The sequence below is a fragment of the Riemerella anatipestifer genome (assembly GCF_009932355.1).
In the GTDB taxonomy this organism is placed as follows: Bacteria; Bacteroidota; Bacteroidia; order Flavobacteriales; family Weeksellaceae; genus Riemerella; species Riemerella anatipestifer_E.
The window spans coordinates 42,144-59,217 of the sequence record NZ_LEKU01000015.1; the positions used below are offsets into that span (position 1 = coordinate 42,144).

Consider the following 17,074-nt stretch of genomic DNA (forward strand, 5'->3'; position numbering starts at 1 on the left):
TTGTTTTCCGTATTAAAAATTTAATATCCACAAAAATACAAATTTTATACGGAATAGTGGTTTTAATGAGTTTAGATTGATTATAAATAAGGGTAATAGATGTGTGAAAAATGAGTTTTCAAAAATTATCGTTTCAATTTTTTTAATAGAGGAGCAATGAGTTGTTGGGTTGGATAAATTTTGAGCATATAGTTACCTAAAAGAATAATACTAAGTGCAAGTGCAGGACGATAAATAAAGTCCATTATTGCCCAAGGTGAAGCAGGTAGATTGTATGTCAGTAGTATTGTTCCACCACATAATAAAGACATATATAGCATCTTTAAAGAAAGTGGAAATACCCCAAAATATATTCGGTTGAATATAATTTTAATAATGTTAAAAGTGGTGAGAGAAATAGCGGTTGCTAAGGCTATTCCCATAATTCCTAAGTCGGTATAGCGTAAAAATACGAGATTAAGTCCTACTGTAGCAAATGCTAAAAATAGCATAACTACTATATTGAACTTGAAGTATTTAGACATGGAAATGATATGCCCATTGAAACCTGTAGCTAAATCAAAAAGAATAGCAGGACCTAGTATCCATAGTAGGTATTGGTGGTCTAATAGTTCGTTTCCGTTTTTAATCATCTGTCCTAAAAATGGAAATCCAGCTAAAAGACAAGTGTAAAGAATAATCCCTATACAGAAAAGGTTAAGAGAAGTTTTTTGATGAGAGGCTTGGAGTTTAGCCATGTCGTTTTCTTCAAAACATTGGTTTATCAGTGGAGCGTAGATGGTGTAAAGCCCCATAGCAGGTACGGCAATGAGTTGTAAGATAGAATAAATGTTGGAGTAAACACCATTTAGGGTAAAGTTGAGAAATTCGCTTATCATTACATTGTCTATCTTGATAGCAATATAGTTACCAATGTTTCCTAAAAAGCCATAAAAACTGTACTCTAAAAATTTTTTCCAAGTATTATTAGTCCTAAAAAACTGTGTGGAAAAATCCCATTTAAACCCAGTTAATTTTTTATTATACCAAAAATATCCAGCTAGAGACAATACAAATATTCCTAGAAAAAAAGCTAAAGCACCGTATTCTGGAATTCCTAGAAAGAAAAACAACGAAAATGCTCCTATATTAGCGATTTTAGGGAATAAGTTTTCGAAAATGTTAGGTATTGCTATTCTTTTGTAATTTGAAATGTATTTGTTGAGGACTGAGGAAATGGAAAGTAGAAAAAGTAATGGTAATATGAGGTATTTCATATTCCAAAACTGAGTTTCTTTAAGACTAGGAAATAAGAAACAAGCTAGAAAGAATGCTCCAGAAAATACTATAAAATTAAAAACTACAGCTAGCAGAGAGAGAGAGAGCATGCTTTGGTTGAGCCCTTGTTTTTCTGCGGAAAAAAAGAATTTAACATTAGAAAAAGAAATTCCAAAGACAACGATTGGTAGAAAAGTTTCCGCCATAGGCAGAATGTATCTCAGTTTTCCATAAAACTCATAATCGTGAGGGAATAGGAATACAGAAGATAGAGTGCCTATTAAAAAGCCTAAGTAGCCTATTATAGAGTACTTTATACCTTGTCTTGCAATAACATTCATCAATCAAACAATGAGCTGCAAAATTAACAAAATAATTAACACTTGTTTTAAAATTCTTAACCTATGTTAATAGAGTTTATAGTTGCAAGAAGCTATCTTTGCCGTAAAATTATTTAAAACAATGAAATATATAAGTATAGCAGGAAGTAATAGTAGTGTGTCTATTAATCAGAAGTTGATTGGATATCTTTCGCAAGAATTGGGTTTTAACGAACTTTTTCTTACGCAATATGAAATCCCTATGTATGGTATAGACGAAGAACAAAAGGGCTTCCCGAAAGATGTGGAGATGTTGTATAATTTAATATTTGAATCCGAGGTAGTTATGATTTCTGTAGCGGAACACAATGGTAATCTAACAGCATTTTTCAAAAATATTATAGACTGGCTCTCTCGCTATAAAAGAAGTTTTTTGGAAAATAAAAAAGTGGTGCTCCTAAGTTCCTCTCCTGGGAAAATGGGAGGCAAATCCGCTCTAGAAGTAGCAAAAAATATGTTACCTCGTTTTGGAGGGGAAATAATCTATGCTAAAAATATTGCTAATTTTAACGGTGATTTTTTAAATGAGGAATTTAGAGAATTGGTGCAAGATATTAGAAGTGTTTTGTTGTGGTGAAAAAAAATATTTTGACCTCTAAATAATTATGCGTATTAGATGTTTGTTTTTTCTCTTATGATTATGGTTTGTTTATAAAGATAATAGAAAATACGCAATAATGTTTTTTTATTTATGTGTTTAGTTATCAATATTTTAATTGATTTCTTTTTAAGAAATTAATTAAATATTTTTCTGATTGGAAATATTTCGTATATTTGTGTGTTATGCGGCAGCTTAAAAGACGACACCAAACCAAAAAAAATCACCTTGACAACCACCCGACTTTGAACTACGAAGGATGAAATTTTTCAGGGACAACTTCCAGCATTTCCAAAAAACAGTTTACCCATTGACTTGGAGACAAACAAACAATTTGAGCATTAAGGTTTAAACCGAATTTTTCCGAAATTGACCTGACCTGACTTTTCCTGAAAATCGACTTTAAAGCTGTTTTTACAGATAAATCAGGTTTCTCTAACAGACAGGAAATAAATGCTAAGTATTTGGCTTTAAACTTAAAATCAAAAAATAAGTGTTTTCTTTTAATGTTTAACAGGGCTGATTTGACAGTTGGCGGTGGCAAGAAACTTTCAGGACCTACCTCATAGACAAGTTTCAAATCAAAAAAAGTATGATAGAAAACGGTATATGGATTGTAAAGCTTCCTCGAAAATAACTTTTGTGTAGGTTCTAACTGAAGGATAATGGAACCTCCCAGAAAATTTCCAAGACTCTCAAACATCAGGATTTTGAAAATATCGGAAGTAATGCCATAAGGAATATTTGACACCACTTTGAAAGGAAATTTCGGAACTGCAAAATTCCTAAAATCACAACCGACAACTTGAACATTTCGGGCATCAGAAAATAATTTTCGTAAATGTTCAACCAAAGCTGTGTCGTTTTCAATAGCAACAACATTGTTGGCGATTTTTAATAAATGAACAGTAAGAAACCCCTTGCCTGCCCCAATATCTAAAACCGTATCCTGATTACTTATATTTGCTTGTCTTATTGCATCTTTTATTAGCACTTTATCAATAGTAAAGTGCTGACCCGTAAAACGAACGGGCAATTTCTTTTTTGTCATTAGTAACTTCTTACAGGTGAATACTTGAATTCAAATCACAATTCATAATTCAAAAATTGAAATTGCTTGACTGCAAATTTAGTAACTTTGCTTGACAAATTAACGAGAAAGAAGAGAAAATGAAAGCCGACCGCATAACATCACCTATACGCAAGCAGGGGGTTCGTGCTTCGTAAGACAGGAAAGTGGTAAATTTGAAGTTCAGTTCTTCGTAGGAAGTTCAGTGGTTAAAATCCCTGCCTGCGTATAGCTGAGAAACGTTAGCAGAAATTGTAACCAAATTCCCTGTAAAAAATGAAAGAAGTTTGGCAGTTCAAAAAAACTATTGTTGAGAGTGAACCATATTTTATAGAAAATTTAAATATTTGGGATTTTAACTGGAAAAATACTGGAGAAAAAATCCAAATTCAAGATCCACTCCACAAAAAAAATATGATTTTGATGTTTTCGAAATAAGTTCTGGAAATAAAATTGTAAGATTTTCTGCTGGAGAATTTTCAAATTTAATTTATGGAATCTATGAGCCGTATGAACCTGCTGAAAATGATAGAAAAAATATTTTGCAAAAATTTTTCTCGAAACTGAATAAATAATGGAAACCACAAGTCAATCCGCAGTTGGAAAATTCTTAATCTACGATTCTACAAAAATATAAATCAAGGTTTCTTTATAATAGGAGAATTAATTGAAGGAAATATTGAAATCGAAAAATAATTATGCTAAATTTTCACGGATTTAAAAAAAGCCAAAAAATAGAGCAAATAGAAGAAGTGAGAAAAATAGAAAATGGAATCCCTTTAAACTGGATATCAATAAAAATTTCAACTGAGGTTGCCTGAATAATTATAGACCAAATAAAAGAAAGTAACAAGGAAATAATAGCGACAATCTACAAAAACTAAAAACAACTTCTGCTAACATAGTATTTGCAAAAGGCGGGATTAAGGTGTTGAATTGAAAATTTGGGTATATTTATCCGCCTCTGCTTTTCCGTATTACTTTTTTTCTTAAATTAGCAATACGGAAAAAGCATTCGCTACGGTTGTGCTGAATTGAACTTAAAGTCCAATTTAGCCCGCCCTTCGCAAATACTTTTTCCGTTAGCAAACAGTTTAAAACAGAACGCAAAAGTTAAAATGATATGAAAATAAGTTATAAAAAAAAGCAAATGAATATAAACCTAATTTTCGGATTGATTTGGTTTGCTTGGTTCTTTATTAATATTCTAACAAAAGAAAAAACGAGTTGGTTAGATTATGGTTGGATTGTAATTTCTGTTATTTACTTGAGTTTATACTTTTACCAACGACAATACAAATATTTATCAATAGAAAACGGATTTATTATGGAGAATAGACCATTTGGAAAGAAAATAAATCTTAATGATATAAAGCAAATCAAAAACTTTGCTGGTGACTATATTATAAAATCAGAAAAAGATGAATTAACAATCAATACTCAAATAATTGATCCGAATTCACTAACCGAATTGAGAACCGAATTAGATAAATTAAACATAGAATGGAATTGAAAACCGATTTGCTAACAGCAGTTTGGCAAAATGGCGGGTTTAGTGCTAAATTGAACATTTGGTTTTCAAATGAACATTATTGCTAAATTGAAAGTAAGTGCTTCAAAGTCCGCCACTTCGCCAAGCTGCAAAACGTTACCAGCTATACACTCCAAACATTTCGCTAAGGAACTGAAACGATTCAAAACGCTCTAAATTGTGAATAATAAGAAACTGAATTCAGACCCAGTTGAGCAGAATGTGTTAGAGGGTCTAAATTCATTTTCTACAACGGACGACTTGAAAGCATATTTGAATGAGCCGACTCTTAAAAAATGTTGGAGAGTACAGCTGATAACTCGTAACACTCGACTGAATGTTGGACTTTTAAAATCTAAAAAGAGAGGAAAAATCTGAAAGGAAAGAACCTCAAACTGACGAAAAGCGGAAAAACGAATGGATTTCGGAACTGACTTAAAGGCTGAAAAACTAAACTGTCAAATTGTGGACTTGAACGCTGAAAATGTGAAAAACGTGCGGACTGAAAACTATGCGGAAAAGACAAAAAATAGTACAGCTGGTAACAAGGTATTGTCGCAAGCGGGGGATATTTGCATTTTAGAAAAATTTGTTTACCTTTGAAGTATGGTATTTGGGTTGAAGTTGGGTGCTGAGAAGCCCCGCCTTCGGCAATACCCTGACCGTTAGCTGGCATTTTAAACAAACTCATGAAAATGAATACATTAAAACTGATAATAATTTCATTTACGTTTCTAATAATCAATTCATGTGCTACGGTACATGATAATAACCTAAAGTATCAAATAGAAAAAATCATCTCATCCAAAAAAGGTGATTTTGGCATCTCAATTATTGACGAAAATAACAACATCATCGAAATTAATGGAAATAAATCTTACCCTTTACTGAGCACTTTTAAATTTCCAATTGCTTTGACAATACTACACAAAGTTGAAAATGGTGAACTATTAATGCAACAACAAATCTTCATAAAAAAAGAAGAATTGCTGGAAAATACTTGGAGTCCATTTAAAGAAAAATACCCAAACGGAAACATTTCAATTTCATTAGAAGAAGCACTTCATTGGATGATTGTTTACAGCGACAACAATATGACTGATATTCTACTCCGTTTAATAGGTGGAACTAACGCCGTAGAAAAATTTATTGATGATGAAAACTTTGTCATTAAGAACAATGAAGATGAAATGCACAAAGACTGGAATTCTCAATTTATTAACAAATCAACACCAAATTCATTCACGAAACTTTTAAAGAACTTTTCCGAAGGAAAAATGTTAAACTCTGAAAATACGAAATGGCTATATGAATCTATGGTTAATAGCAAAACAGGTGTGAAACGATTAAAAGGCAAACTACCTAATGTTAAAATTGCACAGAGAGCTGGCACTTCTTTCACAAATGATGATGGAATCACAGGCGCAATAAACAATGTAGGCATAATGCAACTTCCTAATAATCAAAAAATTTATATAACTGTATTCATACACAATACTTCGGAAGAATTCAACAAGGGTGAGGAAATAATTGCTGATATTGCTAAAACGACTTATGAATTTTATACAAAAGAATAAAAACGTCAGCTAACATAGTATTTGCAAAAGGCGGGGTTAATGTGTTGAATTAAAAAGCAGGAATATTTAGCCGCATATGCTTTTCAATTCAACTATTTTGAGTAATTTAGTTTCATTGAAAAAGCATCTGCTACGGTTGGTCGAAATTGAACTATTGGTTCAATTTAGCCCACCCTTCGCAAATACTTTTTCCGTTGTGCCTCATTGTAAAAAGCCGACCGCACAAACAGCACATTTGGTTTTTGCCGATACGCAAGCCAACCCTAAAAACCAAAAGAGCTGTTTTTTGCCAACGCTTGACCGAAAAAATTTGTAAATTTGCGTTTTGAAACAGTATGATAAGATTTATTTACATAGCATTATTAACCCTGATTGGTTTCTTACTGACACCAACAGACATCTATGCTTGTGGGTCAAAATCTGAAAACATAGAAAATAATTGCACCAAACAATCCGACACCGAAGCGGAAAAAAAAGAGTGTTGCGACACAGAAAAAGGACAATGCAATAAGCACGGAAAAGATTGTGATGGAAAATGTGGCAACTCAAACTGTCATTGTCCTTCAAACCATACAAATTTTACTATTCCATTCTTAATCAAATTTTCAGGAATTAAGTTAATCCCCAACAAGCCAAATTTTTATTACCAAGATAGCTTTTATTCATCAGGTTTCATTTCTATTTGGCTACCGCCAAAAATAGGCTGATTTCTTGCCTTGACAGCCAAAGGTCTGTCCAATTGAACGCAATTATTAGCTTTCAATCACAATTTTTCATTCAACATTTAATTTTAAAAAAATGAAATCAATAAAAATATTGATGGCAATAACACTATTGCTATCGTTTACAGCGTGTAACGCTCAAATCAAAAACGCTAAAACCGAAAGCGTAAAAATTTACGGTAACTGTGGTATGTGTAAAACGACCATTGAAAAAGCAGGAAACATTAAGAAAGTAGCGCAGGTAGATTGGAACAAAGATACCAAAATGGCTACTCTTACTTACGACCCAAGCAAGACCAATCAAGATGAAGTTTTGAAACGCATTGCATTGGCGGGTTATGATAGCGAAAAATTTCTTGCACCTGATGATGTCTATGCGAAACTTCCTGAATGCTGTCAATACGACCGTGTGAAAAAATCGGAAACGGTAAAAGTAGAAACGATAGACAACCATTCTAATCACAATCACGGTGGGGCAACTGACAAGTCAACAGAAACAAAGCAAGAAGTAAATCAACTCAAATCAGTTTTTGAAAACTATTTCGCACTTAAAGATGCTTTGGTAAAATCTGATGGAAACTTGGCTTCTGCCAAAGCAAAAGAATTGCTCAACGCTCTTAATGCCGTGCAGATGAACAAACTTTCCAATGAAGAACATACTGTTTGGATGAAAGTAATGAAGGACTTGATATTTGATACCGAACACATTGAAGAAACCAAAGATGTTGGGCATCAAAGAGACCATTTCAATACCTTGTCTGACAATATGTATCAACTCTTGAAAGTTTCCAAACAAGAAACACCTACATATTACCAACATTGCCCAATGGCAAACAATGGTAAAGGTGCTAATTGGTTGAGCAAGGAAAATGCAGTGAAGAACCCATACTATGGTTCTAAAATGCTCACTTGTGGTAAAACGGTTGAAACCATTGAATAAATGAAGCTCTACATCAAAAATATGGTGTGTAGTCGCTGCAAAATGGTAGTGAAGTCTGAGTTGGAAAAACTCGGACTTCAACTACTCGCAGTTGATTTAGGCGAAGTAGAAGTAACACCCATTTCAGAAAGGCAAAAAAGTGAAATTGCAGAACACCTGAAAGGTTTTGGTTTTGAACTGATTGATGACAAGAAAAGCCGATTAATTGATAAAATTAAAACTTTAATAATTGAATTGGTGCATCAACAAAATGCCCAACTCAACACCAATCTTTCTGATTATTTGTCAAAACAGTTAACACAAGATTATTCATCTCTTAGCAATTTGTTCTCGGAAGTAGAAGATACGACCATTGAGAAATACTTTATTAACCAAAAAATTGAAAAGGTGAAAGAATTGCTTCTGTATGATGAATTGACACTGAATGAAATTGCTTTTCAGATGAATTATAGCAGTGTGGCATATTTGAGCAATCAGTTCAAAAAGGTAACAGGCTTTTCGCCTTCGCATTACAAGCAATTGAAAGACAAAAAACGGAAGCAGATTGAAGACTTATAAATGTTACAACTCAAACCCAAAATACCACAACAACAATGAACAAATAGCTTCGGAACTTTGTACCATAGTTATTAACTTTTAAAATGTAAGATTATGGTACATACATATCAAGTAACAGGAATGACCTGTTCAAGTTGCGAATCAAAAGTAAAATCATCGTTGCTAATGGTAGAAAATGTGGTAAATGTTGATGTTTCAAAAGACGAAAATTCAGCCTCAATCACAATGGATAAACACATTGCATTGGATAAGTTGCAGAAAGCCTTGACCGAAAAATATCAAATTTCTGCCCAACATCACAGCGAATTGGCTGAACAAACCAAAAGTTGGCTTGAAACCTACAAGCCTATTTTGTTGATATTTTTCTACATCTCATTGGTAACGCTATTGGTGCAATTTTCCAACAATAGGTTTGATGGTATGCAGTGGATGCGACATTTTATGGCAGGGTTCTTTTTGGTGTTTTCGTTTTTCAAAATGCTTAATTTGAAAGGCTTTGCCGAAAGTTATGTAATGTATGATGTTGTTGCCAAACGTTTACCCGCTTGGGCTTATATCTATGCTTTCACAGAATTGGCTTTGGGTATTGCTTTTTTAATCAATTTTAATCCGCTTGTTACTAATAGTTTAACATTTATAGTAATGAGCATCAGCATCATTGGCGTATTGCAATCGGTATTGAACAAAAAGAAAATCCAATGTGCTTGTTTGGGTGCAGTGTTCAATTTGCCAATGAGTACCGTAACTATTATTGAAGATGCACTAATGATTGCAATGAGTGCTTGGATGCTTTTAAACCTAATTTAAAATGAAATTTATTAAATGGATAATCAAAAAAATATTTATAAAAAATTGTTGCCGATAGTTCTAATGCTATTGGCAACTACAACCATTTTCGCCCAAAAAGTGGTGCGATATGACCTTTACGTAAAAGACACTATTGTTAATTTTACAGGAAAAGAAAAAAGGGCAATAGCCGTAAACGGACAAATTCCTATGCCAACACTCACCTTTACCGAAGGCGATACGGCAGAAATTCATGTTCATAATAGGCTCAGAGAAAGCACATCGTTGCATTGGCACGGATTGTATTTGCCCAATAAAGAAGATGGTGTGCCCTACTTGACCCAAATGCCCATTGAACCGAATACGACCCACGTATATCGTTTCCCAATTATTCAAAACGGTACACATTGGTATCACAGCCACAGCGGACTGCAAGAACAAATCGGAATGTACGGCTCAATGGTTTTGCTCAAAAGAGCAGACGACCCAACTTTCAGAAAAGGCATTGATGATTTGCCTTCTGTGCCTATTATTTTGAGCGAATGGACAGACTATAATCCTGATAATGTACACCGAATGTTGCACAATGCTAATGATTGGTTCGCCATTAAAAAAAACGCTGTGCAGAGTTATGCAGAAGCCAAAAAAGCAGGACATTTCAAAACCAAATTGACCAACGAATGGAAACGAATGTTGGCAATGGACGTGAGTGATGTATATTATGACAAATTCTTGATTAACGGAACATCTGAAAGCCAACTCGCTCAATTCAAAGCAGGCGACAAAGTAAGGTTGCGAATATCAAACGGTGGTGCATCTTCCTATTTTTGGCTCACGTATGCAGGTGGAAAAATGACTGTCGTTGCCAATGATGGCAATGATGTTGAGCCTGTTGTGGTGGATAGACTAATTATAGGAGTTTCAGAAACCTATGATGTCATCGTTACCATTCCGGCAGAAAATACTTCCTATGAATTTTTGGCAACACCCGAAGACCGAACTAAATCGGCATCTATTTACATAGGTTCAGGTATTAAGCAGTTGGCAAGTCCATTGCCTAAACTGAAATACTTTGAAGGTATGAAGATGATGAACGATATGATGAAAATGGATGGCACAATGAACGATATGGGTATGGATATGTCATTGCAACAAATGGATATGAATACGGTAATGTACCCTGAGATTACAGGAGAAAATAAACCCAAAAAATCCGAACATTCAGACCATAGCAATCATACAATGCCCAGTAATGACATTGTTACCTTAAACTACGCAATGCTGAAATCACCTACCAAAACCACTTTGCCAAAAGATGCACCTATCAGAGAATTAAGGTTTGAATTAACAGGCAATATGAACCGCTATGTGTGGAGTATGGACAACCGAGTGCTTGCTGAAACTGATAAAATTCTAATCAAAAAAGGAGAAATTGTAAGAATAACACTCTACAACAACTCGATGATGCGACACCCGATGCACTTGCACGGACACGATTTTAGGGTTATAAACGGGCAAGGCGATTATGCACCGCTTAAAAATGTTTTGGACATAATGCCTATGGAAACCAATGTGATTGAGTTTGAAGCCAATTTAGAAGGCGATTGGTTTTTTCATTGTCATATTCTCTACCATATGATGGCAGGGATGAACCGAGTTTTTAGTACAGAAAACCAAGCACCCAATCCATTGTTGCCTGACAAAAAATGGGCTTACAAAAAACTACAAAGAGAAAGCAACGAACTACATTTTATGTTTCAAAACGACTTTGCAACAAATGGAAATGATGGTATGACAATGTTGCAAAATACCCGATGGAGTTTTGGCACTGAATGGCGTTTGGGATATAGCGACAAACACGGATACGAAACAGAAACACACATAGGGCGATACATAGGCAGAAACCAATGGCTAATGCCCTTTATTGGCTTTGATTGGCGATACAGAAAGCACGAAACACCAGAAAAAAATCTTTTTGGGCAGACTAATACCAAAGACAATCGGACACAGTTTAGTTTAGGGGTTGCATATACTCTGCCAATGCTTATAATTTTACAAACAGAAGTCTATCACGATGGAAACGTAAGAGTACAATTAAGACGTGAAGACATTCCACTTTCAAAAAGGTTTAGAGCTGCATTTATGGTAAATACAGACAGAGAATATATGCTTGGACTGAATTATATCGCAAGTAAAAACTTAGGTTTCAGAACGCATTACGACAGTGATATGGGTTTTGGAGTAGGACTGACATTTAATTATTAAAACCAACCCACAAGCCATACACATTGCCAAGTCGCACGAGCCGATACGCAAACCAAAACTTGGCAAAGAGTATGGCTTCCCAACAGTAACAGAATTGACCGACTATATAACGGACAAAAAAGAACAACGAAGGCACAACATCGGTTTTGCGTAATGGCGGGTTCAGCGCAAAATTGTAATTTTGTGCATCTAATTAGCATTTTGGTAGGCTGACAGTGAAGTGCATCTAAGTCCGCCACTACGCAAAGCCGAGAACCGTTACCAGCTATACACTCCAAACATTTTGCTAAGGAACTGAAACGATTCAAAACGCTCTAAATTGTGAATAATAAGAAACTGAATTCAGACCCAGCTGAGCAGAATGTGTTATGGGTCTAAATTCATTTTCTACAACGGACGACTTGAAAGCATATTTGAATGAGTCGACTCTTAAAAAATGTTGGAGAGTACAGCTGATAACTCGCAACGCTCGACTAAATGTTGGACTTTTAAAATCTAAAAAGAGAGGAAAAACCCCAAAGGAAAGAACCTCAAACTGACGAAAAGCGGAAAAACGAATGGATTTCGGAACTGAAAACTGAAAAAGAATAACTAAAAAACTGTGGAACTGACTTAAAGGCTGAAAAACTAAACGGTCAAATTGTGGACTTGAACGCTGAAAACGTGAAAAATGTGCGGACTGAAAACTATGCGGAAAAGACACCACGCCGAAAAAAATAGTACAGCTGGTAACAAGGTATTGCCGCAAGCGGGGGTTAATTGCTTTTTTAGAAAATTTTGTTTATCTTTGAAGTATGGTATTTTAGTTGAAGTTAGGTGCTAATAAGCCCCGCCTTCGGCAATACCTGGACCGTTGTAGGTAATTTCATGTCAAACGTTATGTTATAATTTAAATCAAGTATTTAATTAATTGAATGGGCGGGGAGAAATTAACTAAAAAAAAAGATTCCGATTCGACGTCCTTAGTTCCAAAGTGGAATAATTCGGGAAGTAATAAAATTATGAGAAAACTTACATTTTTGATGGCTATAATTCTGTTTGGAGGAATTTTGTTTCAATCTTGTCGAAAAGAAGATGAACAATCTAAAACACTTAAATCTTTAATTGTTGGAGAATGGAAAGTGATTTCTTATGAGATTTCGAATTTTGAAAACTCAGGTGAGACAATTGATGACACAAGGGGAATTGTTCCAAGACCTATTATTATATTTAATTCCGATGGTACAACATCTCATACTATTTTCGGGTCTACAAGAAATTTGACATATAAATTGGAAGCCGATAAATTAACCTTTAGTCAAGAAATTGCATTTGATCATAAAGAATTCGAGTGTGTAATTTCTGGAAACACACTGACTTTAAGACGAAATGATTTAAGAAATCATAACGCTTATAGTGAGCAAACAAAAGTTGTTCTTGAAAGATATACAAAATAAAAGAAACTACCTACAACATAGTATTTGCAAAAGGCGGAATTTAGGGGATGATAGAAGATTTAGTAATATCTATTCGCAAAATGCTTTTCAATTCAACTATTTTGAGTAATTTAGCTTCATTGAAAAAGCATTCGCTTCGGTTGTACTGAATTGAACTTATCGTCCAATTCAAACCCGCCCTTCGCAAATACTTTTTCCGTTAGCAGTAATGGTAGCACGACCGTCAACGAATAGAAAAATATGACACTACACGAAGCAATAGAAAAGCTTTTACGACAAACTGGACGACCTATGACTACCCAGCAAATTGCTGACGAGTTGAATAAAAATGGTTGGTATCAGAAAAAGGACGGCTCGACAATTCAGGCATTTCAAATTCACGGCAGGACAAGAAACTATGCAAATATTTTTGACCGTGATGGTTCGACCGTTTCCCTAATCGGACAAGCAGTTACTAAAGCAAAACCTGTGACAAGTTCACAACCTAAGACAGTTGAAAAAATTGTAAAAGCAATCTCGACAAATACCAAAACATCGTTCGACCCAATTTCAAACTCGGACACGACCATTTTGATTTTAGGGACAATGCCAGGCGACAAATCTCTTGAACTTGGCGAGTATTACGGACATCCAAGAAATAAATTTTGGAAAATCATATCGAGAATAACAGAGAACAATTTGCCTCTGACATACACGGATAAAAAAGAACTTTTACTAAAAACTAAAATTGGAATTTGGGACGTAGCTCATAAAGCAAATAGAAAAGGTAGCCTCGACAGTGCAATCGAAGATGAAGAACCAAACGACTTGGACAATTTTATCGCTAGACATAAGAATTTAAAAGTAATTGGCTTCAATGGGACAAAATCCCAAGCACTTTTCGACAAGTATTTTGACAGACAAAGTGGCTTAAAATATATTTCTTTACCAAGCACAAGCCCTGCAAACACAGGTATTGACTTTGACAACATTTGCAAACAATGGCGACAAATATTGACGAAATAATTAACGGACGACCAAGAACCACTACTGCTAACATAGTATTGGCAAAATGCGGGGGAATGTCTAAGTTGAACTACTCTACTTTTTTATCCGCCGCTATTTTTTCATTCCACAATTTTTTATAACTTAGTTCCACGAAAAAAATATCGGCTACGATTGGTTGAAACTGAACTTTTCGTTCATTTTCGCCCGCACTTCGCCAATACTTTTTCCGTTAGCGGTAATTATAAAACAAAATGACTGTAAAAAACATAATAGATGCTATTTCATTACTTTTTAGTTTTGAGATAATTGAAGAAAAAGAAAATGAAGTAATTTTCAAAATTGTTTCTGATAAGAATGCAACACTTTATCTTTCAGAAGTTGAAGAAATAATCAAAAATTTAAAATCAATAAACGAAAGTGACGTTGAATTAGTTACACAGAATTACTATGAAGTATTAATCAGACAAGAAAATAGAGGAATTATTTTTGGTGGTGAATTAGTAAAAAATGATTTAGTAAATAAAATTGAATATAAAATTGATAAGCCAACTAATGAATATTTAATATTTTTTTTATATAATCTATCAAAATATGATGCGCCTAGAATATTAAGGAGTGGAATTGCTAGTTCTAGATTGAGAAGGATTTACGAAAACAATAATGAATCTCAACTTTCCTTATTCGACCTAAATATTTTGGATGTCATAAAAAATATTTTGCCTCGATTTGAAACACTTCTAATAAAATCAGAAACTCAGAGAAAAAAAACTGAATTTGAGCAATTAGTTTACGCTTTTTTATTTAATTTAAGTTATAATATGGATTACACTCTTCAACCTTTGAGATTTATGGATGAATTTATCCAACCATATCGTCTAGGAAGATTGAGGAAAACAATGTTTTCAAGTTTAGAACCCCCAAAAAGACTTTATAATAATGAATTAATTTTATATTATCAAAAAGGTATATCAAGTGATGGATTAGATCACCAATTTCTTTCATTTTACCACGTTATTGAACATTTTTTTGAAAAAATTTACAATGATGATATTATTAATGGAATTAAAACAGAACTAACAAAACCTAACTTTTCTTATAAAAGAACAAAGGATATATCTTCATTGGTATCTTTAATTCAAAAGAGACTGCGTTACAAAAACGAAGAATTTGAAATTAATGAATTGGAAGCATTAGAGTTAACATTAAAGAAGTTTGTAAACGACATAGATGCTTTAAAATCAGAACTCGAAACTATTTCAACCGATTTAATAGAATACTTTAAGACTAATGAGGTTCCCTTTTGTAAAGGAAACAAGGTAAACTTTGATAGTAATAATTTTGATGAAATTTATAAAAATTTAGCAAAAAGAATTTATTATACAAGAAACGCAATAGTTCATAGTAAAGAAACTGACAAAACTAAATACACACCTTTTAGAGATGATAAAAATTTAATAAATGAAATTTATTTAATGAGACTGTTATCTGAACTTATTATTTTAGAAAATTCAGTTGAATTATAACTACCGCTAACATAGTATTTGCAAAAGGCGGGGTTTAGGGAATTGTAGAAAAAAAGGTAATATTTCATCGCAAAATGCTTTTCATTCCCACAATTTTGTTTAATTTAGTGGTATTGAAAAAGCATTTGCTACGGTTGAACCGAATTGAACTTAAGGTTCATTTTAGTTCCGCCCTTCGCAAATACTTACCATTATGTGCCATTTTTGAATGACAATGCGAATAGATACAGACAAACAAATGAATTTACTTAGTGATAAGAACGTTGCAATAATTGGTGGTGGACCCGTTGGACTGACTATGGCAAAATTATTACAGCAAAACGGCGTGGACGCTACAGTTTACGAGAGAGACAAAGACCGAGATGCCAGGATTTTTGGTGGAACACTTGACCTGCACAGGGATTCGGGACAGGAAGCAATGAAAAGAGCGGGATTGTTACAAACTTATTATGACTTAGCTTTACCAATGGGTGTAAATATTGCTGATGAAAAGGGTAATATTTTAACCACAAAAAATGTAAAGCCCGAAAATCGGTTTGACAATCCTGAAATAAACAGAAATGACTTAAGAACTATCTTATTAAATAGCCTACAAAATGACACCGTCATTTGGGATAGAAAACTTGTTACGCTTGAACCTGATAAGGAGAAGTGGACACTAACTTTTGAAGATAAACCGAGTGAAACAGCAGATCTGGTTATTATTGCCAATGGTGGAATGTCTAAAGTAAGAAAATTTGTTACCGACACGGAAGTTGAAGAAACAGGTACTTTCAATATACAAGCCGATATTCATCAACCAGAGGTGAACTGTCCTGGATTTTTTCAGCTATGCAATGGAAACCGGCTAATGGCTGCTCATCAAGGTAATTTATTATTTGCGAATCCTAATAATAATGGTGCATTGCATTTTGGAATAAGTTTTAAAACATCTGATGAATGGAAAAGCAAGACTCTGGTAGATTTTCAAGACAGAAATAGTGTCGTTGATTTTCTCCTGAAAAAATTTTCCGATTGGGATGAACGCTACAAAGAACTGATTCGTGTGACATCATCTTTTGTAGGGTTAGCGACACGAATATTTCCCTTAGGTAAGTCTTGGAAAAGTAAGCGTCCATTACCCATAACGATGATTGGAGATGCTGCTCATTTGATGCCTCCTTTTGCAGGACAAGGCGTAAACAGCGGGTTGATGGATGCCTTGATATTGTCGGATAATCTGACCAATGGGAAATTTAACAGCATTGAAGAGGCTATTGAAAATTATGAACAGCAAATGTTTATCTATGGCAAAGAAGCACAAGAAGAATCAACTCAAAACGAAATTGAAATGTTTAAACCCGACTTTACGTTTCAGCAATTGTTAAATGTATAAAATGGAATAAAACGGCACATAACAAACAAATTGGCAATAGAGCCGGTGAAGTACTTCTATTGAACTTTTG

The 17,074-nt window shown here is 34.0% G+C and carries 16 protein-coding genes; 14 read left to right on the forward strand and 2 right to left on the reverse strand.

Annotation, left to right across the window (positions count from 1 at the left end; genetic code table 11):
* Positions 1–125: 125 nt before the first annotated feature.
* Positions 126–1,598 (reverse strand): lipopolysaccharide biosynthesis protein, encoded by a 1,473-nt coding sequence (locus GXW81_RS05965; protein ID WP_064964837.1) that lies wholly within the window; start codon positions 1,596–1,598, stop codon positions 126–128.
* A 121-nt stretch (positions 1,599–1,719) separates the two neighbouring features.
* Between GXW81_RS05965 and GXW81_RS05970 the strand changes: the two genes are divergently transcribed.
* On the forward strand, positions 1,720–2,214 hold the full coding sequence (locus GXW81_RS05970) for an NADPH-dependent FMN reductase (RefSeq protein ID WP_064964836.1): 495 nt from the start codon (positions 1,720–1,722) through the stop codon (positions 2,212–2,214).
* Between the two features lie 271 nt (positions 2,215–2,485).
* On the opposite strand, the gene erm(F) is transcribed toward GXW81_RS05970, so the two are convergent.
* Complete coding sequence (gene erm(F), locus GXW81_RS05975) at positions 2,486–3,286, reverse strand: 23S rRNA (adenine(2058)-N(6))-methyltransferase Erm(F) (RefSeq protein WP_042005545.1); 801 nt, start codon at positions 3,284–3,286, stop codon at positions 2,486–2,488.
* Positions 3,287–3,580: 294 nt separating this feature from the next.
* Between erm(F) and GXW81_RS05980 the strand changes: the two genes are divergently transcribed.
* The 13 genes from GXW81_RS05980 (at position 3,581) to tet(X) (ending at position 17,004) form a co-directional block, all read left to right on the forward strand.
* A complete protein-coding gene (locus GXW81_RS05980; protein ID WP_161531596.1) occupies positions 3,581–3,742 on the forward strand; it encodes a hypothetical protein in 162 nt (53 codons plus the stop codon).
* A gap of 685 nt (positions 3,743–4,427) precedes the next feature.
* Entirely contained in the window at positions 4,428–4,817 is a 390-nt protein-coding gene (locus GXW81_RS05985) for a hypothetical protein (RefSeq protein ID WP_161531597.1), read from the forward strand.
* Positions 4,818–5,252: 435 nt separating this feature from the next.
* Positions 5,253–5,438, forward strand: coding sequence for a hypothetical protein (locus GXW81_RS10350; protein WP_185153014.1), 186 nt, complete (start codon positions 5,253–5,255; stop codon positions 5,436–5,438).
* Between the two features lie 92 nt (positions 5,439–5,530).
* Positions 5,531–6,412, forward strand: a complete 882-nt coding sequence (blaRASA, locus tag GXW81_RS05990) for an RASA family extended-spectrum class A beta-lactamase (protein WP_041320648.1) — start codon at positions 5,531–5,533, stop codon at positions 6,410–6,412.
* A gap of 335 nt (positions 6,413–6,747) precedes the next feature.
* The gene (locus GXW81_RS05995; RefSeq protein ID WP_064964788.1) at positions 6,748–7,119 is read left to right on the forward strand and encodes a hypothetical protein; all 372 of its coding nucleotides are present in this window, start codon (positions 6,748–6,750) and stop codon (positions 7,117–7,119) included.
* Positions 7,120–7,210: 91 nt separating this feature from the next.
* On the forward strand, positions 7,211–8,074 hold the full coding sequence (locus GXW81_RS06000; RefSeq protein ID WP_014614999.1) for a DUF3347 domain-containing protein: 864 nt from the start codon (positions 7,211–7,213) through the stop codon (positions 8,072–8,074).
* Entirely contained in the window at positions 8,075–8,632 is a 558-nt protein-coding gene (locus tag GXW81_RS06005) for an AraC family transcriptional regulator (RefSeq protein WP_004917545.1), read from the forward strand.
* 93 nt (positions 8,633–8,725) lie between these two features.
* Positions 8,726–9,439, forward strand: a complete 714-nt coding sequence (locus GXW81_RS06010) for a heavy-metal-associated domain-containing protein (RefSeq protein WP_081271772.1) — start codon at positions 8,726–8,728, stop codon at positions 9,437–9,439.
* A gap of 15 nt (positions 9,440–9,454) precedes the next feature.
* On the forward strand, positions 9,455–11,683 hold the full coding sequence (locus GXW81_RS06015; protein ID WP_161531598.1) for a multicopper oxidase family protein: 2,229 nt from the start codon (positions 9,455–9,457) through the stop codon (positions 11,681–11,683).
* Between the two features lie 1,001 nt (positions 11,684–12,684).
* Positions 12,685–13,119, forward strand: a complete 435-nt coding sequence (locus GXW81_RS06020) for a lipocalin family protein (protein ID WP_161531599.1) — start codon at positions 12,685–12,687, stop codon at positions 13,117–13,119.
* A 240-nt stretch (positions 13,120–13,359) separates the two neighbouring features.
* On the forward strand, positions 13,360–14,124 hold the full coding sequence (locus tag GXW81_RS06025; RefSeq protein WP_221410757.1) for a DNA-deoxyinosine glycosylase: 765 nt from the start codon (positions 13,360–13,362) through the stop codon (positions 14,122–14,124).
* Between the two features lie 233 nt (positions 14,125–14,357).
* Complete coding sequence (locus tag GXW81_RS06030; protein ID WP_161531600.1) at positions 14,358–15,629, forward strand: hypothetical protein; 1,272 nt, start codon at positions 14,358–14,360, stop codon at positions 15,627–15,629.
* Between the two features lie 208 nt (positions 15,630–15,837).
* Positions 15,838–17,004, forward strand: coding sequence for a tetracycline-inactivating monooxygenase Tet(X) (gene tet(X), locus GXW81_RS06035; protein ID WP_015345556.1), 1,167 nt, complete (start codon positions 15,838–15,840; stop codon positions 17,002–17,004).
* Positions 17,005–17,074 lie beyond the last annotated feature (70 nt).